This is a genomic window from Mycobacterium sp. (assembly GCF_052143115.1).
GTDB lineage: Bacteria > Actinomycetota > Actinomycetes > Mycobacteriales > Mycobacteriaceae > Mycobacterium.
In genome coordinates this window covers 1-25,119 of sequence record NZ_JBKQTQ010000278.1, presented here as the reverse complement: position 1 = coordinate 25,119, position 25,119 = coordinate 1, and the positions used below count along the sequence as shown (strand labels likewise).

21 protein-coding genes and 1 pseudogene are annotated in these 25,119 nt (G+C 64.2%); 7 read left to right on the top strand and 15 right to left on the bottom strand.

Annotated features, from left to right (window positions below; translation table 11 throughout):
- A partial coding sequence (locus ACLQI9_RS27140) for a cytochrome P450 (protein ID WP_442380037.1) occupies positions 1 to 305 on the top strand: 305 nt, incomplete at its 5' end.
- Positions 306 to 324: 19 nt separating this feature from the next.
- Entirely contained in the window at positions 325 to 918 is a 594-nt protein-coding gene (locus ACLQI9_RS27135) for a TetR/AcrR family transcriptional regulator (RefSeq protein WP_442380050.1), read from the top strand.
- Between the two features lie 235 nt (positions 919 to 1,153).
- Here ACLQI9_RS27135 and ACLQI9_RS27130 read toward each other — a convergent pair whose 3' ends face one another.
- From ACLQI9_RS27130 to ACLQI9_RS27115, 4 genes are all read right to left on the bottom strand, one after another.
- The gene (locus ACLQI9_RS27130) at positions 1,154 to 1,504 is read right to left on the bottom strand and encodes a wax ester/triacylglycerol synthase domain-containing protein (protein ID WP_442380039.1); all 351 of its coding nucleotides are present in this window, start codon (positions 1,502 to 1,504) and stop codon (positions 1,154 to 1,156) included.
- 110 nt (positions 1,505 to 1,614) lie between these two features.
- Entirely contained in the window at positions 1,615 to 3,138 is a 1,524-nt protein-coding gene (locus ACLQI9_RS27125) for an acyl-CoA synthetase (protein WP_442380041.1), read from the bottom strand.
- A complete protein-coding gene (locus ACLQI9_RS27120) occupies positions 3,135 to 4,595 on the bottom strand; it encodes a WS/DGAT/MGAT family O-acyltransferase (RefSeq protein WP_442380043.1) in 1,461 nt (486 codons plus the stop codon). Before ACLQI9_RS27120 ends, ACLQI9_RS27125 begins: the two co-directional genes overlap by 4 nt.
- 130 nt (positions 4,596 to 4,725) lie before the next feature.
- Positions 4,726 to 6,171, bottom strand: coding sequence for a WS/DGAT/MGAT family O-acyltransferase (locus ACLQI9_RS27115; RefSeq protein ID WP_442380045.1), 1,446 nt, complete (start codon positions 6,169 to 6,171; stop codon positions 4,726 to 4,728).
- A gap of 120 nt (positions 6,172 to 6,291) precedes the next feature.
- On the opposite strand from ACLQI9_RS27115, the gene ACLQI9_RS27110 reads away from it, so the two are divergent.
- The 3 genes and pseudogenes from ACLQI9_RS27110 to ACLQI9_RS27100 form a co-directional block, all read left to right on the top strand.
- The gene (locus ACLQI9_RS27110; RefSeq protein WP_442380047.1) at positions 6,292 to 7,359 is read left to right on the top strand and encodes an NAD-dependent epimerase/dehydratase family protein; all 1,068 of its coding nucleotides are present in this window, start codon (positions 6,292 to 6,294) and stop codon (positions 7,357 to 7,359) included.
- A gap of 5 nt (positions 7,360 to 7,364) precedes the next feature.
- Entirely contained in the window at positions 7,365 to 7,973 is a 609-nt protein-coding gene (locus tag ACLQI9_RS27105) for a TetR/AcrR family transcriptional regulator (RefSeq protein ID WP_442380048.1), read from the top strand.
- Between the two features lie 119 nt (positions 7,974 to 8,092).
- Positions 8,093 to 8,212, top strand: a pseudogene (locus tag ACLQI9_RS27100) (hypothetical protein); the annotation flags it as partial.
- Between the two features lie 165 nt (positions 8,213 to 8,377).
- Here the strand turns inward: ACLQI9_RS27100 and ACLQI9_RS27095 are convergent.
- From ACLQI9_RS27095 to ACLQI9_RS27080, 4 genes are read right to left on the bottom strand one after another with little or no spacing between them, the layout of a single operon-like run.
- The gene (locus ACLQI9_RS27095) at positions 8,378 to 9,490 is read right to left on the bottom strand and encodes an NDMA-dependent alcohol dehydrogenase (protein WP_442392424.1); all 1,113 of its coding nucleotides are present in this window, start codon (positions 9,488 to 9,490) and stop codon (positions 8,378 to 8,380) included.
- Between the two features lie 30 nt (positions 9,491 to 9,520).
- Entirely contained in the window at positions 9,521 to 10,351 is an 831-nt protein-coding gene (locus tag ACLQI9_RS27090) for an SDR family NAD(P)-dependent oxidoreductase (protein WP_442380836.1), read from the bottom strand.
- Entirely contained in the window at positions 10,348 to 11,295 is a 948-nt protein-coding gene (locus ACLQI9_RS27085; RefSeq protein WP_442380834.1) for an alpha/beta hydrolase, read from the bottom strand. The genes ACLQI9_RS27090 and ACLQI9_RS27085 overlap by 4 nt, the downstream gene beginning before the upstream one ends.
- Before the next feature lie 50 nt (positions 11,296 to 11,345).
- Entirely contained in the window at positions 11,346 to 12,824 is a 1,479-nt protein-coding gene (locus ACLQI9_RS27080) for a flavin-containing monooxygenase (protein WP_442380832.1), read from the bottom strand.
- 130 nt (positions 12,825 to 12,954) lie between these two features.
- On the opposite strand from ACLQI9_RS27080, the gene ACLQI9_RS27075 reads away from it, so the two are divergent.
- Positions 12,955 to 13,983: an AraC family transcriptional regulator gene (locus tag ACLQI9_RS27075; protein WP_442380830.1), complete on the top strand. Its 1,029-nt coding sequence runs from the start codon at positions 12,955 to 12,957 to the stop codon at positions 13,981 to 13,983.
- Between the two features lie 146 nt (positions 13,984 to 14,129).
- Complete coding sequence (locus tag ACLQI9_RS27070; RefSeq protein WP_442380828.1) at positions 14,130 to 17,462, top strand: protein kinase domain-containing protein; 3,333 nt, start codon at positions 14,130 to 14,132, stop codon at positions 17,460 to 17,462.
- A 265-nt stretch (positions 17,463 to 17,727) separates the two neighbouring features.
- Here ACLQI9_RS27070 and ACLQI9_RS27065 read toward each other — a convergent pair whose 3' ends face one another.
- From ACLQI9_RS27065 to ACLQI9_RS27035, 7 genes are all read right to left on the bottom strand, one after another.
- On the bottom strand, positions 17,728 to 18,780 hold the full coding sequence (locus ACLQI9_RS27065; RefSeq protein WP_442380826.1) for a Rieske 2Fe-2S domain-containing protein: 1,053 nt from the start codon (positions 18,778 to 18,780) through the stop codon (positions 17,728 to 17,730).
- Entirely contained in the window at positions 18,777 to 19,775 is a 999-nt protein-coding gene (locus ACLQI9_RS27060; protein WP_442380824.1) for a PDR/VanB family oxidoreductase, read from the bottom strand. Before ACLQI9_RS27060 ends, ACLQI9_RS27065 begins: the two co-directional genes overlap by 4 nt.
- Positions 19,772 to 21,007, bottom strand: coding sequence for a cytochrome P450 (locus tag ACLQI9_RS27055; protein ID WP_442380822.1), 1,236 nt, complete (start codon positions 21,005 to 21,007; stop codon positions 19,772 to 19,774). The genes ACLQI9_RS27060 and ACLQI9_RS27055 overlap by 4 nt, the downstream gene beginning before the upstream one ends.
- Before the next feature lie 246 nt (positions 21,008 to 21,253).
- Positions 21,254 to 21,634, bottom strand: a complete 381-nt coding sequence (locus ACLQI9_RS27050) for a YidH family protein (RefSeq protein ID WP_442380820.1) — start codon at positions 21,632 to 21,634, stop codon at positions 21,254 to 21,256.
- Positions 21,635 to 21,821: 187 nt separating this feature from the next.
- On the bottom strand, positions 21,822 to 23,363 hold the full coding sequence (locus ACLQI9_RS27045) for an arylsulfatase (protein ID WP_442380817.1): 1,542 nt from the start codon (positions 23,361 to 23,363) through the stop codon (positions 21,822 to 21,824).
- Positions 23,364 to 23,680: 317 nt separating this feature from the next.
- Positions 23,681 to 24,373 (bottom strand): hypothetical protein, encoded by a 693-nt coding sequence (locus ACLQI9_RS27040; RefSeq protein WP_442392423.1) that lies wholly within the window; start codon positions 24,371 to 24,373, stop codon positions 23,681 to 23,683.
- A gap of 185 nt (positions 24,374 to 24,558) precedes the next feature.
- On the bottom strand, positions 24,559 to 25,119 hold a 561-nt coding region (locus ACLQI9_RS27035), incomplete at its 5' end, for a cation:proton antiporter domain-containing protein (protein ID WP_442392422.1).

The window sequence follows — 25,119 nt, the reverse complement described above, 5'->3', positions numbered from 1 at the left end:
GCATCGTCATGCCCTTCACCTACGCCCTGCACCGCCGGCCGGACCTCTACCCCGAGCCCGACCGATTCCAGCCGGAGCGCTTCATCGGCACACGACCCGGGACCTATGAGTGGATCCCGTTCGGGGGAGGCACACGCCGTTGCCTCGGCGCGTCCTTCGCGCTGTTCGAGGTCCGCGTGATCCTGCGGACGATCCTTCGCCACGCACGCTTCCGCGTGGCGGCCACCCCCGTCGAATCGGCGGTGCGGATGAACATCTCGCTTGTCCCCAAGCACGGCGGACGCGTTGTCCTCGACCGGGCTTGACCTGTCATATCGTTGGCCTGTGCCAGACCAGGATTCCGACGAAGCCGGGGAACGGATCGTCGAAGCCGCGCTTGCATGCTTCGCCGAACTTGGGATCCGTCGGACCTCGATGGACGACATCGCCCGCGCGGCAGGAGTCGGGCGCACGACGGTATTCCGGCGCTTCGACAGCAAGGACCGGCTCGTGCAGACCGTCATGCTCCGGGTTGTCGGACAGGCGACCGAGCGCGTCCAGGCGGTGTTCGAGAGCGCGCGCGACCTTGAGACCGGGCTTACCGAGGCGCTCGTCGTAGCGGTGAAAGAACTACGTGACCACCCCCTATTCGCGAAGGTGCTGAGGATCGAACCCGAGTCGTTCCTGCGAACGCTCACAACCGACGGCGCGAGCGTGATCGCGGTCGTGCGGCGCTCCATCGCGGACTGGCTCGGCGCCAGCGGCGGTGGGCCGCTCAGCGACGAGGACGCCGAGATGGTGGCTGAGGGGATTACGCGCCTGGGGGTGTCGCTGATCCTCACACCGGAGGGCCCGATCCCGCTCGACAACGACGAAGGCTTGCGCGCGTACTTTGCGCGTTACCTCGTTCCCGGCATCGTGCGGCTCGCAGCGTCGTAAGAAACTACGACAGACACTTCGCGTTCCGTCTGAAGGAGCGGCGCTCAGGCCAGGCGAGCCTGCCCGCTCGACTTCGCGGAGCACGGCATCGCGCGCCCACGCGTAGTCGGGCTTTCCGTTGGCGGCGCGCTTGATTGCGTCGACCTGGACAACGACGCGCGGGCGCTTGTATCCCGCCAACCCCGCGTGTGGAGACGGCCATCGAGGCGATCAGCGGGCGCGCGACGGGGTCGCCCTACTCGGTGAGATATCGCTGCATGGCGTGGTCACACACGCTGAGCACGCCATCGTTGATACTGCCGCCGGCCTGCTCGTCCACGCGCTTGACCTCGGACAGCGGAAGATCGAAGATCGCGAAGCTGCGCGCTGGCGACTGCCGCATGGTGGCGGAGGCCAGGCGGGGCGCGCTGAATGGCAGTTCCCCACGTCGCCAACGTCTGCGCGACATCTCTGACGCCGTCGTCGAGGGGAACGGGGTGCGCTTTCTCGCTGCGGCTGAACCTCGGTGCGGGTCGGGCTGCAGCACGTCGCCGACCTCCACGAATGTGCCGTGGCCTTGTTGTGTGGGTATTCGTGGGGTTGCCATGGTGACAGCACGGGAGAGACGCAGGCGTCGGAGTCTGCGAAGATTTCGGTGCGCGGGCCGGCGGAATGGTCGTTCGCTTTGGACACGCTCGAGCTATGGCCAGCTGTGCATCAGATCGGGACTGTCACGGAATACTGGTCGCGCAGCACCCGCTTGAGGATCTTGCCCGTCGGGTTGTGTGGAATGGCCTCGGCGAAGATCACCTTTTTCGGCAACTTGTAGCGCGCGAGTCTTGTTTCGCAGAACTCGACGATTTGTTGCGCGCTGACCTCGCTCTGGTCGGCAACGACGACGGCGCAGGCGATCTCGCCCCACTTCTCGTCGGTCAAGCCGATGACCGCCACCTCACTGACGCCGGGAATGCCGATGATCACGCTCTCGATCTCCGCCGGGTAGATGTTCTCGCCGCCGGAAATGATCATGTCCTTCAGACGATCCTTGATGTAGAGATAACCCTCATCATCAATTTCGCCGATGTCGCCGGTACGGAACCAACCGTTATCGAAAGCGCCGCGTGTGGCATCCGGGCGATTCCAATATTCCTTGAGTAGGAAGTCGGACTTGATCACGACTTCGCCTTCCCCGCGTTCGCTGATCACGCCATCGTCACTGCGCACGCGAACGTCTGCGAACATGCAGGCGCGTCCGGCCGAGCCGACCTTGCGCAGGGCGTCTTCGCCGAGCAGCACGGTGCCGCCACCGCACGATTCGGTGAGCGCATAGCCCTGCACGACCTGCATGTTCTTGGCGGCATACATCTTGATCAAGGCCTCGGGCATGGGCGCACCGCCGGTGATGAAGTAGCGGAAGTCGGGCGCGTCGAGTTCGGCGAACTGGGGCACCTGGCGCATGAAGTTCAGGATCGCCGGCACGGCACCACCAATGGAAACCTGTTCATCGACGATCAGCGACCACACCTTCATCGGATCAAACTGCGGCATCGAGATCAGGCTGATGCCGCGCATGGCGCAAAAGAGGACCGTCGTCAGTGCCGCCACGTGGAACATCGGCAGGGGTAGCAGTACGCGGTCCTTGTAGCGCACATCGACCGTCAGTGACCATGAACTCGCCGCCGAGTGCACTGAGTCGTGGGTATGCACCACTCCTTTTGGCTGTCCGGTGGTGCCCGACGTGTACATGATGAACAGGTTGTCCGATCCACCGTGTTCGCCGGCCGGTTCGTGGGCATCTGCGCCCTTCAGGCGTTCGCCGAGAGAGTCAGTGCTGCCCCCTGCCGGTACCCAGTCGCTGACGGTGCAGGAAGAGTCGGTATCCGCCTTGATGGCGTCAACTACCGTCGCCAACGCTTCACCGTAGATCACTACTTTGCTGCCGCTGTCGGACAGAATGAAATCCACCTCAGGCGCCGCAAGGCGTGTGTTGAGGGGGACCGCCACGGCCCCGATCTTGGCTGCGCCATAGAACAGGCAGCAGAACTCGACACAATTGGGCATCAATAACGCCACCCGGTCACCCTCGCCGACCCCGAGCGAGGTCAGCACGCTGGCGCATTGGTTGGCCAGCGCGTTCATCTGTGTGTAGTCCATCCGCACGTTGGCGGATGGCTCGACGTAGGCCTCGAGCCGCGGAGAAACGGTTGCGCGTTGTCTGAGCATGGAGCCAATGTTCTTCATGGGGTTCTCGACTTCGATATCGTGTGGTTGACGTTCTGATCACGCAAGCTTGGGCGGCGACCTGCCGTTGTGGGACTCGTTGCGCCAGCGTCGATTTGGAGCGCCCGGAATGCCCGCTCAATGAGTTCGGCAAGGCGGAAGGGTTCGTGCACGGCTTCCGGCGCTGCGCCGATGGCGAGGCAGATGTCGGTGTTCACGCTTGCGAAGCTGACGTTGAGTCCGGCGCCGGGCGGCAGGATGGGCAGGCCGGTGAACGCGACCATCGGCGCACCGGCGAGGTAGAGCTGCTCGGTCGGCCCTTTCATGTTCGATATCACCAGGTTGGCGCTCGGCACCTTTCCGAACCAGGGCAGGGTATCCGACATGGTCAGGCTGCTAGCCAGCAACAGCGCGTAGGCCTGGCGCGACGTCGTTTGCATGCCGCGCCCTTTGTCCTTTGCACTCGTTGTCGCTGTGTTTATTTCCTTAAGGCGCTCAATGGGACTCGCCTCGGGTGCACCCATGGGGATCAGTTCGGCGCTCACCTGATTACCCCCTCCCCCGGCCGATTCGTCACGCAGCGACATGGGCATGAAGGCCACCAAAGGCTTGTCGCTCGGAACCTGGTGTTCGCCAAGGTAGTGATGTAGGGCATCGTCGATGATGGTCATGACCACATCGTTGACGGAGGTGTCGGTCGCCTTGGCCACGGCCTTTACGTCGGCAAGCGGCAACTCTATGTTCGCGTAGGCGCGCGCCGCCGATTTCGCCGTGTTATTGAAGAGCGTCCGTCGCGCGGTGAAGGGCAGCGACGCCCTTCGCGGCTTCAGGTTCAGTAATTGCGCGCCAAGGTCTACCACGTCATTACCCACGCCGATAGCATCTGCCGGCAGCTTGGTCAGTCCCCTGAGCATGCCTTGCAGTCGCTCTATTTGCGAAACGCTGGGGCGCGACCGGCGTGGCTTGTCGGCGCTCTCAAAAGCCATCCAGGGACCGGCCAGCGTCTTGTTACGTGGTGAATCGCTCAGGAAGTTGCGCATCACGCGCAGCCCGCCTTCACCGTCGATGAGCGAGTGGTGCACTTTGAGCACGACAGCGATCCGGCCATTCTCGATACCGTCGATGATGTAGCACTCCCAGAGCGGGTGCCCCCGGTCGAGCAGGCTGGTGTTCAGGAAGGAGACCGTCTCGTAAAACTGCTGCATGGAACCCGGCGCCGGCAAATCAATCTGCCGGATGTGATTCCGCATGTCCGGCTCGACGGTTTCCCACGCCGCGACATCCTTGCCCAGCCATTTGAGCTTGTAATTGAAGGGCTTGACCGCCTGGCTGTGCCGATAGGCGTCGAACAGGCGCGGCCCGAAAGAAGACTGCTGTCCCTTCGGTTTTTGGAAAATCGTCATGGCAGCCATGTGAAATGGCCGGTTGGGCCTCTCCAGCAGCAAGAATGACAGGTCCATCGGGGCGATCCGGGTCATGGCAGTCCTTATTGTTTGACGAGTGCTACAAGAGCATTCAGGCCGGTGAAACTGCTGGTGTGGGCGGTGTATTCAGGACTGACGGTGCGCGAAGTCCGGAACCGCTTGCCCTCGGGCGGATCGAACAACATCAGTGCGCCGGCGTGCCTGTGGTCGAAGGTGCGGAGGAGAGGGTGGATGTGGCCTGCGCGCGGGCGACCGCGAGCAGCTCGTCGAGCGAGGTCCGGAAGCCGCGGACCAGCTCCCACGTGTCGGGAACTGCGACGGCGTCTGCAAGGACGCACAGGTTGAACTGGTCGCAGTAGCTCCAGACGGTCATGTTGAGCGTCGCGCCGTGGGAGATCTGCCCGGTGGAGAACCACCGATCGACGCGCCACCGGCCGAGGTAGCGCGGCTCACGCGGCCCCGGCACGTTGGACACGACCACGTTCTTGAACGTGTCGAAGCGGCCCTTGGTCCGCGCATTGACACGGGCAAGGCTCGAGATGAGGCGTTCGGGCAGGAGCTCGATCAGCGCGGCGATGTCGGTGTCCTTGGTCTGTGCGAAGTGCTGCTTTGTCGCCTCGGCGGCAACGCTTGTCGCGCGCAACCGCTCAAGCGGGTCGGCGATCTGGGCGTGCAGCCAGACGTAGTCGACCGACGAGTAGTTGCCCGGGTGGGCGCGCTCGGCCGCCGGAGTGACCGCGAGCGGCATCGTGGCCACCATCGCTTCGTCGGGAGGTGAGCCGGAACGCTCGACGTAGCGGCGAATGCTACCCGCGACACACGCCATGAAGACGTCGTTGATGGTAACGCCGAGCGTTTTGTTCACCTCGCGAACGTCGGCGAGCGGGAACGTCTCGCAGGAAAACCGCCGGCTGCGCGACAGCCCGCACTGGAACGGGCCCGGCGGCGTGGAGCTGTCGAACGCGGACGGGACGCGCCGCTCGCCATCTTTAGCGAACTCCCGCTCGATGCGCACCCGATCGCGCACGGCCCGCGCGGTCGGCGCGACCCGGCGGAGCCTGGAGGGCAGGTCTCGTAGCGCCCAACCCAGTCGCTGCCTTGTCGACGGCAGCGGTTGCGGAGCCCACGTCGGCGGAACTACCGCAGCATCGTCGGGCGTGTCGTTGTAGAACGCGGCGAGCATGTCCAGCACGCCGACGCCGTCCGAGTAGGCATGGTGCAGCAGCGTCACGAGTGCGACGTGGCCGCCTTCGAGGCCCTCGACGACCCAGACTTGCCACAGCGGCCGGTCGCGATCCAGCGGGTGGGCGTAAATCTGCTCGACGAGCTCGCAGAACTCCTCCATCCCGCCGGGAGCGGGACACACGACCCGGCGCACGTGCGCGTCGAGATCGAATTCAGGGTCCTCGACCCAGATCGGGTGATGCAGGCCCAGCGGCGTCGGCAGGTACCGCAGACGGAAGACCGGAAGCAGGTGGGCGCGCTCCTCGAACATCCGCCGCGCCTTGGGCCACGACCAGCCGTTGGGATCCGTCGACGGGTCGAGCACGCTGATCTTGAGCGTGTGGTTGTAGGCGCTGCCGCCATCGAGGTACAGCATCAGTGCATCGACACCGTTGAGTCTTCTCATCGCGTTCGAGCCTCCTCGCACAGCTTCGCTACGAGGACGCTAGGCGCTTGATGACGCAGTGTCAATAAACCTCCGGATTCTTATTGACACCGCGTCGTTAACGGCTTAGCATCCGCGGCCATGGCACCCTCCACGAAGAAGCCGACCGACGCACAGACACCCGACACAGGCCTCACGGTGGCCGTGACCGGGCCCACCGGAGAGATCGGGCGCTCGCTGCTTGCCGCCCTGGAACGCTCGGATCAGGTCAAGCGTGTGCTGGGCATGGCGCGACGGCCGTTCGACCCGGCAGCGCACGGCTGGACGAAGGTCGAGTATCGCCGCGGTGACGTGCTGGACCGTTCGACGGTCGACGAGCTCGTCGCCGGCGCGGACGTCGTGGTGCATCTCGCGTTCATCATCTTTGGCGATCGCGAGGAGACCCGGAAGGTCAACCTGCAGGGCAGCCGCAACGTGTTCGAGGCGTCGGTCGCGGCGGGCCCGCGTCGACTGGTCCACACGTCATCAGTGGCGGCCTACGGCTTTCACCCCGACAATCCCGAGGTTCTGACCGAGGACGTCGTGATACGGGGAACGGACGAGTTCTACTACTCGGCGCAGAAGGCCGAGCTCGAGGCGCTGTTCCACGAGCTGGTCGACGACGCCGGCATCGAAGAGTACATCTTCCGGCCGTGCATTGTCGGGGGACGCGACGCGCCGGCACTGATCAACGACCTCGTCCGGCGCGTCCAGGTCGGCGGGCGCCTGCCGCTGGAACGAGACCTCCTCCGGGTCATTCCGGGTGCATCTCCGGTGATACCGGAGACCGGGATCTCAATCCAGCCGGTGCACCACGACGACTGCGCCGATGCCCTCGTCGCCGCGATCGAGGGCCGCGGAGCCCCGGGCGTCTACAACCTCGCGGGAGACGGCATGGTCACGATGACGGATATCGCGCGCGAGCTCGGCTGGCGGACGGTCCCATTGCCGGGCCTGGCCGTCAAGGCGGCGGCCGAGTTCGTGACGCGGCTCGGGAGCCTTCTCCCGCAGGAGCTCGCCTGGGTCAACGTCGCACGGCGATCCCAGACCATGGACACCGAAAAGGCGCACCGCGAGCTCGGCTGGCGCCCGCGCCACGACGCGGAGCAGACCATGCGCGAGACGATCGCAGGTGCAAAGGCCGCCGGGACCGTGTGGTCACATCGGTGAAATCGATGACCGCGAAGCGGCGCATACGACGCAAGCCTGAGGACGCCGAGCGCGAGATCCTCGACGCGGCGGAGGCGCTGCTTAAGGAGATCCGGTTCCGTGACCTCACGGTCGATGCCGTCACGGCGGCCGCGAACATGCGGCGGTCGAATTTCTACAACTACTTCAAGGACCGCAACGAACTGGTCATGCGCCTCGTCGATCGGGTCGCGGGGGAGATGTTCGCCGCCACGCGAGCCTGGCTCGAAAGCGAGAACCCAGATCGCGTCGCCGCCTTGCGGCAAGGGTTGCTCGACGTCGTCCGGATCTGGAGCCGGCACGCTGACGTGCTGGCGGCGATGAACGAGGCCTCCCATCACGACGAGGTTGCTCAGCGGTACTTCCGCGGCGGGATCGTCCAGGAGTACATCGATCAGATCGCCAAGCTCATCCGCCGCGAGAAGCGTCAGGGCCTCACGAAAGTCGCGAGTCCTGCCGAGGTCGCACGCGCGCTGATCCTCCTCACCGTCAACTACATGACGGAGCGCGTCACAATGGACCACGCCCGCCCGGAAGCGGTCACGTCCGTGCTGGCAGAGATCTGGGGCGCCACGCTTTATCCCGGCGCCACCTGAGCGCAGTGCAACGACCCCAAGCTCGGGCCGCTCACCGATGCCGGCGAGGGGCCCATACACGCCAACAGGTACGCCTTAGGACGCTGTTCACAACAGTGGTTCCGCCATCACCCGCCCCCCAGCGCGCGCTGTTCACGGGCGGCCTTTTCGGACACCCACACATCATGAACATTTTGCAGGTGGGTGTGTTGGCGAGTGGCCGGCCCTTCATCGTGATGCCGTACCGCGCGAAGGATTCGTCATTGTCCAGTGCAGCCAGAATCCGATGTGACCAGCGTGAATGCCGTTTCGAAGCAGTCTGTTCGATCTGACTGGCGGAAGGTCGCCGGTTCGACCCGGGCCCGGCCACAGTAGGTTCTCCTCCTACTCGTCCTCGCCGAATTGTGGTTTCCGGCCCTATCCCTCTAGCATCGGTGAACGATCACGCCGCGGATGTTCTTACCGTCCCGCAGGTCTTGGTAGCCCTGGTTCACCTCCTCGAGGGTGTAGGTGCGAGTCACGAGTTCGTCCAGCTTCAGCTGACCGGCGTCGTAGAGCCGCAGCAGCCGCACGATGTCGTACTGCGGATTGGATGAACCGAACAGCGACCCTTTGATCGTCTTCTCGTGCAGCGTCAGGTCGGTTCCGGAGACGTGCACGGTGAGCTTGGCTGGGTCTGCCAACCCGGTGATGACGACGGTGCCGCCCTTGCCGATCACCGCGGTCGCCGCCGAGACAACCTCTTCTTCGACGGTGCCCACCAGGATCAGCGCCGCGTCGGCGCCCTGCCCCCAGGTGAGCTCGTCGACCTTCTTCGCGGCGCTGGCGGCATCGGCGAAGGCATGGGTGGCGCCGAACTTGAGCGCGGTCTCGCGCTTGAGTGCTACCGGGTCCACGACCACTACGTACTTACAGCCGGCGGAGATCGCGCCCTGGACCGCGTTGATGCCCAGGCCTCCGACGCCGTAGATGACGGCCGTGTCGCCCGCCCGGAGGTTTCCGGCATTGACCGCGGTACCCCAGCCGGACGGTACACCGCAGCCGACCAGCACCGCAGTCTCCAGCGGCAGCCATTCGTCCACTTTCACTACCGAGTGTTGCGAGATGGTGGCCCGCTCGGCGAATGTGCCGAGCATGCACATTGCACCGAAATCCATTCCGTTGGAATGGAATCGGAAGCTGCCGTCCGGCATGCAGCCATCCAGGATAGTGGCACCCATATCGCAGAGGTTCTGCCGGCCGGTCGAGCAGTAGCGGCAGGTCCCGCAGTTCGGGATGAAGCTGCACACCACGTGGTCGCCAGGCTTGACCTTGGTGACGCCGGGGCCTACCTCCTCGATAACCCCGGATCCCTCATGGCCACCCACGATCGGGTACCGCGGTGGCAGGTCGCCGTCGGTGAGGTGCAGGTCCGAATGGCACAGTCCTGCGGCGGTGTACTTGATCAGCACCTCGCCAGAACCTGGCCCGTCGAGATTCAGCTCCATCAGTTCGAACGGCTTGCCCGCCTCAAGCAGTACTGCAGCAGTGGTTTTCATTGTGCTGTCCCTTTCTAGACCGCGATGCGGTTACTTCGTCCACGGGAAGAATTTCGCCACGCCCGCGGCAACGATCCGCTGATAGGACGGGCCGATGATTCGAGCGAGCACATCGACGGCCTTGGCCTCCCAGCCGATCACTACCCGGGGGTGGCCCTTGCGGACTCCGTTGACAATCGTCTCGGCGGCCATTTCCGGCGAATGGATTAGCAGCCACTTGTCGAAGAACTCCGCAAGAGTCTGCGCATTCTGGCCGTCGGCGACGGTGGCGTTGCGGGCGACTGCGGTCTTGATGCCGCCAGGATGCACGCATGTCACCTTGACCGGGTGCTTGGCGACCAGCATCTCTTGGCGCAACGCCTCGGTGAAGCCGCGCACGGCGAACTTGGCGGCGTTGTAGGCGCTTTGGCCGGGCACTGCGATCAGCCCGAACAAGCTGGAGATGTTGATGATGTGCCCATCGCCGGACGCGATCACATGCGGCAAAAAGGCTTTGGTCCCATTGACGACGCCCCAGAAGTCGACGTCCATGATCCGCTCGATGTCCTTGAACTCGGACTTCTCGACGTCACCGTTGTAGGCGATGCCGGCGTTGTTGTAGACCTGGTTCACTGTGCCGAAGTGTGCGACGACCGCGTCGGCGTAGGCCAGCACGGCCTCTCTCTCGGCGACGTCGAGTCGATCGGACTTCACGTGCGCGCCGAGTGCCTCGGCCTGGCGCACGGTTTCGGCAAGTCCGTCGGTGTCGATGTCGGAGAGCGCGAGCTGTGCGCCCTTCGTCGCGAGATTGAGGGCCAGTGCTCTGCCAATGCCGGAGCCGGCGCCGGTGATGACGGCGACTTTGCCTTCGAATGAGCTCATTGGGTTGCGACCTTTGCATTGTTGTTGTGGATATCGTTGATTTCGGTGGGCATACGTAGGTGGCTGCGCAGTTTCGCACCAAGGTCGGCGACCGCTTCGGCTGCTTCGGGGAGCAGACTGACCTGAAGGTGGAAGTCGTGCCACAGGTTGTCGAACCGCCGGTGGTCGAGCAGGCCCGTTGTCGTAGCGGCACAGGCGGTTTCGATCTTGTCCGCGTCGACGGAGATCGGATCGTCGCCAGCGGTCTGCATGACGATCGGCGGCAGGCCCCTCATATCGCCATACACCGGAGAGATGCCGGGCAGCCGCGGATCGAATGACCCGGCATATCGCGGCGCCCACTCGGCCGTCATGGACGGAAGGATCAGCGGATCGCGCAGTACCGGTCGCATCTCGTCGACGTCCAGTGCCAGGTCCGCCCAGGGGCAGATCAACCCGAGCGCGGCCGGGGCGGCGATCCCGCGATCGCGCAGTGCCATGGCGAGTGCAAGTGTTAGGCCGCCGCCGGCCGAATCGCCTGCAATGACGATAGTTTTCGGGTCGAGCCCGTCCTCGAGCAACCGGGAGTAGACGGCGACCATTTCCTCGAAGGCAATCGGGTATTGGGCTTCCGGTGCGCGGGAGTAGTCGGGGATGAGTGCTGTCATACCGGCCGCCGCGGCGAGGTGCGCAACAAGGCCGCGGTAGCCCCTCGCGCTGCCCAGCGCATACGCGCCGCCGTGCAGGTAGATCAATGTCCCATTGGTTCCAGATGGAGTCTGCACCCCCTCGACCGGGACGCCCGCGACGGTGACGCGCTGGTAGCGGGTGCCTTTGGGAGGGCGGGCCGCGGCCGTGAGCAGTTCGAGCATCAGGCGCCGCCCGCCCACGCCCATATGGCGCGACGCGAACGGTGGTCGCGCGCCTCGTAGCACGCCGCGGATCAAACGCTTACTGAGTATCACGATGACCTCTCATTAAGGGGATGGCGAGATATGTTTGGGAGCAGGCTTGTTCAGGCCACAGCCGTGCCCACGGCTGTTTTGGCGAACCGCAGCAGGCCGTCTTCGACGGGGTCTTCGAGAAGCATCTTCGAGTCTTTCTCGTAGTGCATGAGCACCTTCCACGGATGCTTGGACCCCTGACGCGGCAGAGTGTCATTCGCGCGCTGCACATAACCGGATTGCAATTGGTCGAACATGCCGATGTCGAGCGCGCAGTCCTCGACATCGCGGGGCGTTGCTACCGTGTGGCCGTTGTCGTCCATGTGCTTGAACAGACGGCACAGGTAGGCGCCGGCGATATCGGACTTCAGAGTCCACGACGCGTTGGTGTATCCGATAATCCAAGCCAGATTGGGAATGTTCTCCACCAGCACACCCTTGTAAGTCATCTGGTCGTGCAGCTCTCGCGCCTCGCCATCCACGAAAAGTTTCATCCCACCCAGCATCTGGACGTTCAGGCCGGTGGCAGTGACGACGATGTCGGCTTCAAGTTCGCGTCCTGACTTCAGCAGGACGCCCTTCTCGGTGAACGTGTCGATCTGATCGGTGACGACCGACGCCTCACCGGATGCCAGCACCTTGAACAGGTCACCATTCGGTACGGCACACAACCGCTGGTCCCACGGCATGTACTTCGGGGTGAAGTGGCTCATGTCGACGGACGGGCCGACGTGTCGTCGCACCTGCCAGAGCAGGAGTCGGCGCATCTGAGCCGGCCAGCGACGGCATGCCAGGTACATCTGACGCTGGATCGCAATGTTTCGCTTGCGCGCGGACGCGTATACCCACTTGTCCGGCAGGAACCGACTGAGATACTGCGAGATCTTGTCGAGGGCGGGCAACGAGAAGACATACGAAGGGGAGCGCTGCAGCATGGTCACGTGCTCCGCGTCGCCGGCCATCGCCGGAACCAGCGTGACAGCCGTTGCGCCGCTGCCGATTACGACGACCTTCTTGCCGGCGTAGTCCAAGTCTTCCGGCCAGTGCTGTGGGTGGATGCACCGACCCCCGAAACGGTTCACGCCGGGGAACGCCGGCAGGTAGCCCGCGTCGTAGTTGTAGTAGCCGGTGCAGCTGATGAGGTAATTGGCACTGTAGGTGCGCGTTTCGCCGGTCGCCTCGTGAACGGTCGTCACCGTCCAGCGCCGCTCGGGGCTAGACCAGGCTGCGCTCACGACCTTAAGGCCGTAATGAATCTTCTCGTCGATGCCGAACTCCGCCGCGGTGTCCGCAATGTACTCGCGGATCGACGCGCCGTCAGCGAGGACTTGCACATCCTGCCACGGGTGGAACTTGTAACCGAAGGTGTACATGTCGGAGTCCGAACGGACGCCGGGGTAGCGAAACAGGTCCCAGGTGCCGCCCAGCCGTTCACGTCGCTCCAGCACGGCGATGGTCCTGTTCGGGAACTCGGCCGTTACGTGGCAGGCGGTACCAATACCCGACAGGCCGGCGCCGATGATCAGGACGTCGAAATGTTGTGCGGCCATGGCTTCCCTCACGCTTCTGGCCTGCGGTGCTCGCAGGACGTTGTAGAAACAGGATCGCAGAGCCTGGGGTCGTAGGTCTTGACACTTTCCGACATGCTTTTATCATTTCCCGACACAGGGAGTTGATCGAATGGCCAGCCTCATCCGCGCCACCAACCTTTGGGGGTACGGCGATCTGATGCGCGAGCTCCGCGCTGACCCGCAGCCTTTTCTGAAGCGCTTCGAGATCCCGCCGGGTATCGAATACCAGGACGACGCGTTCGTATCTTTGGACGCGTTCGTGCGCATGCTGGATGCCAGCGCCGCCGAGCTCGATTGTCCGGACTTCGGACTTCGCCTTTCGCGCTGGCAGGGCCTGGACATCCTCGGCCCCATCGCGGTGATCGCGCGCAACGCTCAGACCTTGCTCGCCGGGTTGGAGGCGATCGGGCGCTATTTATACGTCCATTCGCCCGCCCTGACGCTGACTGTTTCACCGACCACCGCAGGGTCCAACGTCAAGTTCAGCTACCAGGTGACCGACCCGGCAATTCCTTATCCGCTCCAGGGATACGAGCTCAGCATGGCCAACGCAGTCCGCATGATCCGCCTTCTGGGCGGACCGGAGGCACGAGCCCGTGATATCTCATTCATGCACGACCAACTGGGCTCGGACGCCGCGTACAACGACGCGCTGGGTTGTACCGTGCGGTTCGGACAGCAGTGGTGCGGGTTCGAGGTACCCCGTCGTCTGGCCGGCAGGCCCATCGACAACGCGGATCCGGAAACCAGACGCATCGCCACGAAATACCTGGAGTCCAATTACCTGCCAAGCACCGCCGCGCTGTCCGAACAGGTGACCGAGTTGGCCCGCCGCCTGCTGCCCACCGGCCAATGCAGCGCCGAGGTCATCTCCGACCAACTCGCCATGCACCCACGCACGCTGCAACGACGCCTAGCTACCGAGGGCGTGCGATGCCAGGACCTCATCGAGCGGGAACGCCGCGATCAAGCGGCGAGATACCTCGCCGAACCGGGGTTGTATCTAGGCCAGATCGCTGTCCTGCTCGGCTATTCCGAACAGAGCGCACTCAACCGCTCATGTCGACGCTGGTTCGATAAGACGCCTCGCCAGTACCGAGCCGACCTACCGGTGTCGCCGTCGTCGGCCCACAAGTAACCTGCGAACTCGCGCGATCCCCAGATCCGCCCGCCTAGGCGAAAGGCATCGATCGCATACCCGGCCGCACGATCGGCGATATTGTGAGGTCAACAGTCGATGAAACTGGTGGTGAAAAGCCTCCCGGCCGAGGATAGTGACCGTCGATGACCGACGTCGATCCGCTTGTGACACGGCGGGACCTGGTCCCGGACATTCCCGCGGAACTGCGTCAGGCGGGATTTGACAACGTCGAGGAGATCGGACACGGCGGATTCGGGGTCGTCTACCGCTGCGCCCAGCCCATGCTCGACCGCGCCGTTGCCGTCAAGGTATTGACTACCGACCTTGACCCGGACAATCTCGACCGCTTCCTGCGCGAGCAGCGCGCCATGGGCCGCCTTTCCGGACATCCACACATCATGAACGTTTTGCAGGTGGGCGTGTTGGCGAGTGGTCGGCCCTTCATCGTGATGCCGTACCACGCGAAGGATTCGCTGGAGGTACTGATCCGCCGGCACGGACCCCTCGACTGGTGCGAGACGCTCACTATCGGCGTAAAGCTCGCGGGTGCGCTGGAAGCCGCGCACAGCGCGGGCACACTGCATCGTGACGTGAAGCCCGGGAACATCTTGCTGACCGATTACGGGGAACCGCAGTTGACCGACTTCGGAATCGCCAGAATCGCCGGGGGCTTCGAGACGGCGACAGGGATGATTACCGGTTCGCCGGCTTTCACCGCGCCTGAAGTTCTCGAGGGCGCATCGCCGACGCCGGCATCGGACGTGTATTCGCTGGGCGCGACGTTGTTCTGTGCGCTGACCGGCCATGCCGCGTTTGAGCGCCGCAGCGGCGAGCAGGTAATCGCTCAGTTCCTGCGGGTGACCTCGCAGCCCACCCCAGACCTGCAGACCGAGGGACTGCCGGCCGACGTGGCCGCGATCATCGAACGGGCCATGGCTCGGGATCCGGCGGATCGTCCGGCGACCGCGGCAGAATTCGGCGACGAGCTTCGTGCAGTTCAGCGACGCAACGGCGTCAACGTCGACGAGATGCCCCGTCCCGTCGACCTGGGCCTGGAGCACCGAAAGTCGCCCGTGGCGCGCTCGGTTCATCGGGATACCGGCAGCACCCCGACGTTCCAGACGCCCCCGACACCCGGGACGAAGTACCGGCCCCCGGTCCCCACCAGGTCACTGGTCGCCCGCAGCCGGCTCACCGACGTCCTTCGCGCCGGCGGACGGCGGCGGCTGATCCTCATCCACGCACCCTCGGGGTTCGGCAAGAGCACGTTGGCGGCGCAGTGGCGTGAGGAACTCTCGAGCGACGGCGTCGCGGCCGCCTGGCTGACGGTCGACGACGACGACAACAATGAGGTGTGGTTCCTGGCGCATCTACTCGAGTCGATTCGGCGGGTCCGTCCCGCGCTCGCCGAGTCGTTGGGGCAGGTGCTCGAAGAGCACGGCGATGACGCCTGCCGCTACGTGTTGACGTCGCTCATCGACGAAATCCACGAAAAGGACGACCGGATCGCGGTAGTGATCGACGACTGGCATCGCGTGTCCGACAGCCAAACCAGCGCCGCGCTCGGTTTCCTGTTGGACAATGGATGCCACCACCTGCAGGTCATCGTGACCAGCTGGTCTCGCGCCGGATTGCCACTGGGCAGGTTGCGGATCCGCGACGAATTGATCGAGATCGATTCCGGTGCTTTGCGTTTCGACACCGGAGAGGCGGCCTCGTTACTCAACGATGCAAGTGGCCTAGAGCTGTCGCGCGGCGATGTGGAGGCATTGACCACATCGACCGACGGGTGGGCGGCAGCGCTGCAGCTGGCCGCACTGTCGCTGCGCGGCGGCAGCGATGCGAGCACCCTGGCGGGCAGACTTTCCGGTGCCAGCGACGTGATCCGCGAATTCCTGGGCGAGAACGTGCTGGACACTCTCGAACCCGATCTGCGCGAGTTCCTAGTGGTGACATCGATCACCGAACGGACCTGCGGCGGGCTGGCCGCCGTGCTGGCGGGGATAACTAACGGGCAGGCGATGCTGGAAGAGGTCGAGCAGCGCGGCTTGTTCCTGCTGCGGATCGACGACGACCCGCCTTGGTTCCGCTTCCACCAGATGTTCGCCGAGTTTCTGCGCCGTCGCCTCGAACGTGACCGGCCCGACCGGATCGAACAACTCCACCGCGCCGCATCGGGCTGGTTCGCCGAGAACGGCGACCTCAACGAGGCCGTCGACCATGCGCTGGCTGCGGGCGATCCCGACCGTGCTGTTGATCTTGTCGAGCAGGATGAGACGAACCTGTTGGAGCAATCGAAGATGACGACGCTGCTCGGAATCGTGAAGAAGCTGCCGCCGCAACTGGTGGTTCCGCGGGCTCGGCTCCAACTCGTCATTGCCTGGGCGAATATCCTGTTGCAGCGTTCGGCGCTCGCCGACAGCGCGCTTAATCGCTTCGAAGCGGCCGTGGGCCGCGCGGACCTCTCCGATGCAATGCGTGCGGATCTGCGAGCTGAGGCGGACGTGCTGCGAGCGGTCGCCGAAACCTTCGCCGATCGGATCCAAGGTGTGGACGATCTGGTCGCCGAGGCAATGTCGAGACCGGACACCTTGCATCCGCGGGTGCCCGGGGTCGCCGGGAACGTCGCGGCGTTCGCCGCGATCTGCCGCTTCGATTTCGATGCCGCGCACCGGCTGCTTGACTGGGTGGCGCCCTACCAGGAAATGATGGGACCGTTCGCCACCGTCTCTGGGCACTGCTACCGCGGCATGGCCGCTAGGTACCAGCTCGACATTCCCGTCGCCCTGATGAACTTCCGAGAAGCATTCGAGATTGCCACCGGAGTCGGGCTCCACTCGCACGCGGCCCGGCTCGCGGGTTCGCTTCTCGGCGAATTGCTCTACGAGACTGGCGACCTGGCCGAGGCCACGCGTCTCGTGGAGGAGAGTTATCTGCTCGGATCCGACGGTGGCACAGTCGATTACTTGGCCGCCAGGTACGTGATTGGTGCGCGGATCAAGGCGGCCCAGGGGGATCATGGGTCTGCGGCTGATCGTCTTGCCGCCGGCGCGAAGGCCGCGGTCCACCTGCGGCTGCCCCGCCTTGCTGCCCGGATCAACAATGAGCGCATCCGGCTGGGCATCGCGCTACCTCAGGCGGTTGCCGCGGGTTTGCGATCGCCCCGCACCATTCCCCGTGACAATGGAATCGCTACGATGACAGCCGAACTCGACGAGGACTCCGCGGTTCGCCTGTTATCCGCGAGCCATTCTGCGGACGACCACGAGCAAGCATGCCGACGGGCCGCCGATCTGGTAGCCGCAATCGATGGCGAGCGCAGACCTCTCGCGGCGCTGCAGGCCCAAGTGCTCCGCATCGAAACGCTCACCGCCGCCGGTCGGGCAACTGACGCCCGAAACGAACTGGCGCCAGTAGCCGCGAAGTGTGCCGAACTCGGGCTGTCACGTCTGCTTGTCGATGCGGGGCTCACGTAGCGTGGAGGCTTGACGTTGAAGTGGCGCTACTGCTGTGCCAGTGGCTCGGGGCGGCGGTCCTGCAAAGTCCGCGATAGCGCGAGCACGCCTGCGGCGCAGAATCATTCATGACGCGCAGTCGTCTGCGGTGTTCGCCGAGCGTCCGTCGAGCGTACTCATGGCGTCGTATTCCCTTCCATCGGTGAGTCTTTCGCGAACACCACCGCTCCGCCGGTAGCTCGCCCTCGCCCCGCCGGTAGCTCGCCATCGGCGAGCTACCGAGCCGTTAGTTGGATGCGGCGAGGATCCGATTCAGTGGGAAGCGGCCGGATTCCTCGTCGACCATCTCCATGGCGATGCGGCGGGCCCGGACCGCGGCACGGTCGGCTCTTACGTTGATGTCGCGCCGGGGCTCGCCGCGTTCGCCGAGTCGACACTGAATCTTCTCCAGTACGGCTGCGTCCCGCTCCGCCCACTCATGAAACATCGTGCGGAGAAATTCGCCGATTCTGTCATCGTCGATGGCATAGTTGCGCGCCATCTGCAGAAAGACGTGAGTCGCTGCGGGGGATTCGGGCGTGAATCCCTGAATCCGCAACAGCTCGTACGCTTTTCCGTCCTCAGGATCAATGACGTAATGCTGGACATGCAGGGCCGGCGAGACAAACGTTCCTTCCTCACGCCGTATGCCCGCGGTGTCGGCGGAAAGGCCGGTGACCTCGGCCTCCCAGGCGGCGAGCCGGCTGGGAGGCGTGGTCCGGGAGTAGGAGACCGACCGTTCGGAGACTTCGACCTCGTCGAGCGGTGGCAGCACCTCGATATCCGGCGGCACGGCCTCCGGGTGCATCACGAACACGTCCGTGAGATCGAGGTAGTGCTCGTGCAACAGCAGGTAGTTGGCCTCGACGCGCAGCACTTCGGCGGTGCTGGCCCATCCTGCTCCGTCGGCGTACCAAGGCACTCGCGGCGGCGGGCGCAGGGCGGCCGCTCCTGGTTCCCCCAGCCAGATCCAGACGAACGGCGACTGCTCGTGGACGGGGTAGGCGCGTACCCGCGCCCCCGGTGGGACGTTTTCCTGCGACGGCACGTCGACCAGGCAGCCGTCGGGGTCGTAGCTGAAACCGTGGTAGCCGCACACCACGCGATCGCCGTCGCGCCGGCCGGCCGACAGCGGATAGGCCCGGTGGATACAGCGATCCTCCATCGCCACGACCTCGCCCGACCCGCGGCGGTACAACACGACGGGTTTATCGAGCAGGCGCCGAGCAAGTAGACCTTGTCCGACCTCCCCGCTGGTCGCGGCCACATACCAGCAGTTGAATGGATAGTTGGGTTTCATAGGTCGAGCACCAGCCTTTCTGAGCGGGAGCGCGAAACGCAGATCATCATGGTGTCGCCCCGGGCCTTCTCGGCGTCGTTCAGCACGGAGTCACGGTGGTCGGGCTCGCCCTCGAGTACGTCGCATTCGCAGGTGCCGCAGACACCCTCCATGCACGAGCCGAGCACGTCGACGCCGGCTTCCTCACAAACTTCGTAGACCGATTTGTCTTGTGGCACAGTCAGAGTCAGCCCCGAGCGCTGGCATTCCACGTCGAACGAATCCAGCGCATCCGGCGACGGCTCGTCGAGCGTTTTGGCCGAGAATCGTTCGACGTGCAGGGTGTCATCCGGCCAGTGACCGCAGGCTTTCTCGGCCTCCTCCAGCAGCCCTTCGGGCCCACAGCAGTACACGAGGGTGCTCGCTTGTGCCTCCGAAAGCACCGACTCCAGGTTCGTCCTGAAATTCCCGCCCTGCTCATCCCGCGGGCATATGGTCACGCGCTCGCCGTGGCGCTCCAACTCGTCGATAAATGCCATCGACGCCCGTGTCCTGCCGCCGTAGAGCAGGCGCCAGTCGGCGCCGGTGGCCTCGGCCGCCTCGATCATCGGGAGCATCGGGGTGATGCCGATGCCGCCCGCGATGAATTGATACCGCGGCGAACTCACGAGCGGAAAGTGATTGCGCGGCCCGCGAACCCGCACCGTGCTGCCCTCGTGGAGCTTGTCGTGGACGAACTGAGATCCGCCGCGACTGTTCGGATCGAGCAGCACACCGACGCGCCACTCGGCGCGGTTGGACGTGTTGCCGCACAGCGAGTACTGGCGTACCAGCGACGGAGTCATCAGCAGATCGATGTGTGCGCCCGGCGTCCACTCCGGTAGGTCCGCGCCGTCGGGGTCGGCGAGCGTCAGCGTGATGACGCCCTCGGCGGGCACTTCGCGGCGCTGAACCTCCAGGTCGACCTCGACCTCGCGGTAGGCGGGCCGACTGCGAGCCGACTCGGTTGCAGTCACGTCCGTCGGACCGGGATCGACTTGTATTGGTTGAGGAACAGCGCCCGCACCCGCGTCGGCTCGCCGTCCAAGACGAGGTCCGGGAACCGTTCCAGCGTCTGCTCAATCCACAGCTTCAGCTCGAGGCGCGCGAGGTTGGCGCCGAGGCAGAAGTGACGCCCCCGCCCGCCGAAAGCCTGGTGTCGGTCGGCCAAACCCTCGCGGGTGATGTCGAACTTGCCGGGATTCGGGAACACGGTCTCGTCGCGGTTGGACGCGAGGTACCACAGCAGCAGACGGTCGTTTTCCTTGATCGTCTTACCGTGCAGCTCAACATCGCGGGTTGCCGCGCGGCCCATGAAGGCAAATGCCGGGTAGCAGCGCAGCCCCTCTTCCACCGCAGCCTCGATCAGCTCGGGGTGCTCACGCAGCTGATCATGCAGCTCCGGGTTACCCAGCAACTCCAGCATCGTGGCGCTGTAAGTCGCCCGAGTGGAGTCGTTGCCCGCCGACATCAACAGGATGAAGAACGTGGCGAGCTCCAGTTCGTTGAGTTTCTCGCCCTCGACTTCGGCGTCCATCATGGCGTCGAGCAGCTGGTCGCCCCCAGAGCCACGGCGTTGCGCCAGTCGATTATTGACGTACTCGACGATCTCGTTGACGACCGCGGGAGTATCTTTCCATTGCTCACGAATGACCGGGTCTTCAAACGCGGTGAACACGTTCGTCCAGTGCACCAGCTTTTCGTCGTCCTCGGGTGGTGTGCCCAGCATCGAGCCGATCACCCGGGCGGGGATGGGCCGCGCGACGTCGGCGACCAGGTCGAATCGCTCGCGGTCGGCGACGCTGTCAAGCACATGGCTGATGATCTTCTTGATGGCGTTCTCGTGCGCGGCGACGCGCTCGGGGGTGAAGGCCTTGATGACGAGCGCCTTGAGCCGATCATGGCGCGGCGGGTCCATCGAGATCAACTGCAGCCGCTGAAGATCCAGCGGGACACCCATGTCGTCGACGTTGAAAACGCCGCGGCGTTCCGAGGAGAAGGTTTTGTGGTCCCGGCTGATGGCGCGGATGTCGTCGAACCGGGTGATCGACCAGAAGCCGCCTTCCCCCGGAGCATTGTTTTGTGGACTGAAGTGCACCGGCGCCTCACGTTGCATCCTCGCGAACAACTCGTAAGGAGGGCCGTCATCCCACACAGTGGGGTCGGCCAAGTCAATGCTGTCGAGGTCTTGCAGGTCCGATGTACTCATCGTTGCTCCTTTGCTAGCTAACCCGGACGTTGTTTGTATTTACGCTGGCGATATGTGGTCGAGGGTTTCGCGTGATTACCAGTGTGCGCCGCCCATGTCCAGCGGATCGGCGGTAGTGCGTCAACATCCTGTACCTCACTGAAGGGCGCGCATTTGACCGGGACTTGCCAAACGTTCCTCCATTGATTGGCTGCGCCCCCTTCACTCCTCGCGAATTGCGCCCAGTCTGGGAAATCCCGTGAACCGTTACAGCTTCAACGCCACGGCGATCAGCGCGATGGCACCCAAACAGGCGATGAAGCCGGCCACGGTGCCGGCTATCGAGTACGGCATGAGTCCGACTTCTGCCTTTAAGGCCTTCATCTCCTGGCGATGCTGAATCCACGCCAAGGTCAAGCCCGTAAGGCCCACGAGGATCATCATCATCATCCCGACGACCCATGGACTGAGGATCGGTTCGCGACGCCGCTCATTCGTTGCGAGGTACTGGAAAAATTTGAAGATTGTGAAACCAAAAGCGATCAAAGACGTACTCGTTCGGATCCAGGCCATCAGGGTTCGTTCCTGAGCCAGGCGGGTGCGTTGCGCCGCGAGTCGAGTGGAGGCGTCGAGGGGTTGCTCTGCCACTGTTCAGCCTTTGGGTTGAGGCGGCGGCGTGGCGCCCATCTGCACCGCCACCGGCGCTGCCACCACCGGCGCTGCCACCCCCTCGGCCGAGATCGCTCCCGCCCTGGTTAAGGGACGGGACAACGTCGTTGACGGTGCCATTCGGAAGCGCTGAGGGAGGTAGACGTTGTGCATGCTCGGTTCCAGGTCAGTTCTTAAGGCTTCCCTCTTGCAGCATCGTCAGGGCCTTCTCGACGCTCAAAGTGCCAGACGCCTGGCTGGGCGGGTACTCCTTGAACGTCGCGAAGAACGCGCCGACGATGGTTATGGCGGGCAGCATGGTCCACAGCTTCTCACCCCACCAGCGGCCGTAGAGCATGCCTTCAGTTTGGTACCGCTCCCACGGGTCCTGTCGCAGGTTGGTCACCACGGGAACGTTGGTCGAATCCTCTTTGCCGGTAAAGAGGTTGCCGACAATGGTCTTGAAGTTGAGCTTCCAGGCGTTGTAACGCACGGCCATGCGGTCGGCGTTGTCGCTGAAGTAGAAGATCTCGCGGCGTGGCCCCTCGGCAACGTCACCCTGGAAGTAGGGCTTGAAGTCGTAGCCGTCGAGGTGGACCTTGAAGGTCTTGTCGCCGGTCTCGAGGCCCGTCAAGAGATTCTCTTTCACATCTGGCTGACCGGCTGCGGCGAGAAGCGTTGGCAGCCAATCCTCGTGGGCCATGATCTCGTTGACAATGGCGCCGGGCTCGATGACGCCAGGCCACTTGGCCACCATGGGCACGCGGAATCCACCCTCGTAGGTGCTGCCCTTCTCGCCCCGGAACGGTTGGTTGCCGCCATCGGGCCAACTGAAGATCTCGGCGCCGTTGTCGCTGGTGAACAGCACGATCGTGTTGTCCGCGATACCGAGGTCGTCTAGCTTGTTGAGAATCTCCCCGACCTCCCAATCCAGCTCCATCATCGCATCGGCGTAGAGGCCGAACCCGCTCTTGCCCTGCCGCTTTGGCGAAAGGTGAGTCCAGACGTGGCATCGCGTGGCGTTGTGCCACAGGAAGAACGGCGCGTCGGCCTGCACGGATCGGTCGATGAAGTCCAGCGAGCGACGAACGATCTCCGGGTCGACGTCCTCCATGTTGGTCTTGGCCGCCGGGTCCATGTCCGGATGCGGAGGCAAGGGCCCGCCATCAGCAATGGTCTGCTTGCCGACCCTGCCCCAACGCGGATGCTCGGTCGGGTCATCGACGTTGGTTGCCCTGGTGTCCAGGATGTTGCGCGGGCCGAAGCGGGCATGAAACTCGGGATCCTTGGGATACTCCGGGTCGTACGGCTCCTCCATGGCGTTGAGGTGGTACAGGATGCCGTAGAACTCGTCGAAGCCGTGGACTGTGGGCAGGTATTCGTTGCGGTCGCCCAGGTGATTCTTGCCGATCTGTGCCGAAGCGTAGCCAAGGGGCTTGAGCAGCTCGGCGATCGTCGGGTCTGAATCCTGTAGGCCTTGTTTGGCGGCGGGCATACCAACCTTCAACAGGCCCGTGCGGAAAGGACTCTGACCAGTAATGAACGCGGCCCGCCCCGCCGTACATGATTGCTGACCGTAGTAGTCGGTGAACAGGGCACCTTCTCTGGCGATCCTGTCGATGTTGGGCGTGGACCCGCCCATCATGCCGCGATGGTAAGCGCTGAGGTTCCAGGTGCCCACATCGTCGGCCATGATCATCACGATGTTCGGCTTGTTCTGATCTGCCATTGGTGTCCACTCTCCTCGTGTCCGCTGTGCCGGGCGCACGACCGACGCTACGCCGCTGAGCCGGACCTGAGCGGCCGCTCACTAGTCCTTGCTCGAACTCAACCCTCCTTTCGTGCACGCTCGCGCGGCGTCGGCAAGGTGTCTTCGTGACGGAGAGGGCAACCAAGCCAAGTTGATCGGGGCGGTCCCGTCGGCAGCAAGAGATAAACCGCGACATGGGTCGGCGGTGGCATCAAGGCGAAAGCGGCTTTATCCGTTCACAACTCGCACTCAGCGTGCGCATAGCAAGACACCGTAAGGACCTTGCACAGTCGCGCTCACTCGAGGGCAGCACGCTGTTCGTCGATGTAGCCCGCGCGGAGCAAAATCAGTGCGCTAACGACCAACACCCAGACGGGAAATGCCAATGTCAGCCACATAGAGACGTCGCCCGCGATGAGCAACCCGAGCGCCACGAGATAGCTGACGGCGACGAGCCACCGCGGCATCAGCCCGGTCTTGAGCCAGATGGTGGCCAGCGAAATCATGAACACCGCCGCCATCCGGATGGCGTAGGTTTTGGCGGCCGACACCACGACCATCTTGCCGAACGCGATCACCTCGACATGCGCCGCGGGATCGGTGACGCCCGCATTGGTAGCCACCAGCGCGGCGGCGACTGCGGTCGAGACGAACATCATCGCCAAAAACAGCAGACCGCTGCCTAAAAGCACCGATGCGAAGAACCGATCCTCGTAGCGGCCGAGGTTGTCCCGCACCACGCCGATGAACCACAGGAAGGTGATACCGGCGAACGGCATCAGCTTCGTCGCCGTTAAAATGCCGTCTTTTTGTGAGTCGAGCCATTCCGCCGAGTCACCCACTCCCTCTGGCATCTTCAAGCGGATCAGGATCAGCGTGGCGCCGAAAAGCAAGGCGAACAGAACCCCGGCCACGGCCGCCGCTCGCGGCGTCGTCAACTGATGGAGGCTTGGCCCTGCCGCGTGGGCGGGACCGTTGGGTGCGGACACCGCGTCATCGTGTCAGACCCGCCGCGCCCGTGCGCGATTTCAGGTCCGGGTGCAGGAAACCGGGCTGCAATTCAGGAATTCACTGCTGACGGCAGTGACCGCCGCTCACGCCGTGCGCGGCTTAATCAGGAGCCTCAGCAACACGAAGCGCCAGCACCACACGACGCGGTCGTGGGTCTGTGCGATCACACCGTTGTTGGGCGTTCCGGTGGGCTGTCGGTTGGTGTGTCGTCTTCTTGCTGGCAGAGTCGAATGCCCGGCGCAGCGGTAATGCTGTGCAGGATCAGGCTGAGCGTGACGATCACAACCACGGCCTGAGTGATCAACGTGCCCTGTTGTATCTCGCCTTCCTTGATCACGATCAGGCCGAGCACGAGTGTTCCAATTCCCCGGGGGCCGAACCATCCCATGAATAGTTTGCTGCGCCTCGGCAAACCGCTACCGGCCAATGCGATCGCGAGTGATGCGATACGTACCGCGATCAGCGCGAGAGCTGCGAACACAACAACTCGCCAGCCAGCGTCGCGCCAGGCCGGCACGACTGCCACCGCGCCGAAAAGCGCGAACACCAGCAGTTCCAGAAGTTGGCCAGCCGCGTCGGAGACCTGTGTCGCCGCCGCCTGGGTACCGCTGCGGCGTGAAACAACTGCGTAGGCCAACCCACCGACGAAGGCGGTGACAAACCCGCTGCCGTGCAAGCGCTCGCCAAGCCCGAAGCAGACGAGCGCGAGCGCAAGGGTCGCGAG

Coding starts and splice junctions, on each gene's coding strand:
- ACLQI9_RS27130 (WP_442380039.1), bottom strand. CDS start 1,504: ATGGCAACCCCACGAATACCCACACAACAAGGCCACGGCACATTCGTG.
- ACLQI9_RS27125 (WP_442380041.1), bottom strand. CDS start 3,138: ATGAAGAACATTGGCTCCATGCTCAGACAACGCGCAACCGTTTCTCCG.
- ACLQI9_RS27120 (WP_442380043.1), bottom strand. CDS start 4,595: ATGACCCGGATCGCCCCGATGGACCTGTCATTCTTGCTGCTGGAGAGG.
- ACLQI9_RS27115 (WP_442380045.1), bottom strand. CDS start 6,171: ATGAGAAGACTCAACGGTGTCGATGCACTGATGCTGTACCTCGATGGC.
- ACLQI9_RS27110 (WP_442380047.1), top strand. CDS start 6,292: ATGGCACCCTCCACGAAGAAGCCGACCGACGCACAGACACCCGACACA.
- ACLQI9_RS27105 (WP_442380048.1), top strand. CDS start 7,365: ATGACCGCGAAGCGGCGCATACGACGCAAGCCTGAGGACGCCGAGCGC.
- ACLQI9_RS27095 (WP_442392424.1), bottom strand. CDS start 9,490: ATGAAAACCACTGCTGCAGTACTGCTTGAGGCGGGCAAGCCGTTCGAA.
- ACLQI9_RS27090 (WP_442380836.1), bottom strand. CDS start 10,351: ATGAGCTCATTCGAAGGCAAAGTCGCCGTCATCACCGGCGCCGGCTCC.
- ACLQI9_RS27080 (WP_442380832.1), bottom strand. CDS start 12,824: ATGGCCGCACAACATTTCGACGTCCTGATCATCGGCGCCGGCCTGTCG.
- ACLQI9_RS27075 (WP_442380830.1), top strand. CDS start 12,955: ATGGCCAGCCTCATCCGCGCCACCAACCTTTGGGGGTACGGCGATCTG.
- ACLQI9_RS27070 (WP_442380828.1), top strand. CDS start 14,130: ATGACCGACGTCGATCCGCTTGTGACACGGCGGGACCTGGTCCCGGAC.
- ACLQI9_RS27065 (WP_442380826.1), bottom strand. CDS start 18,780: ATGAAACCCAACTATCCATTCAACTGCTGGTATGTGGCCGCGACCAGC.
- ACLQI9_RS27055 (WP_442380822.1), bottom strand. CDS start 21,007: ATGAGTACATCGGACCTGCAAGACCTCGACAGCATTGACTTGGCCGAC.
- ACLQI9_RS27045 (WP_442380817.1), bottom strand. CDS start 23,363: ATGGCAGATCAGAACAAGCCGAACATCGTGATGATCATGGCCGACGAT.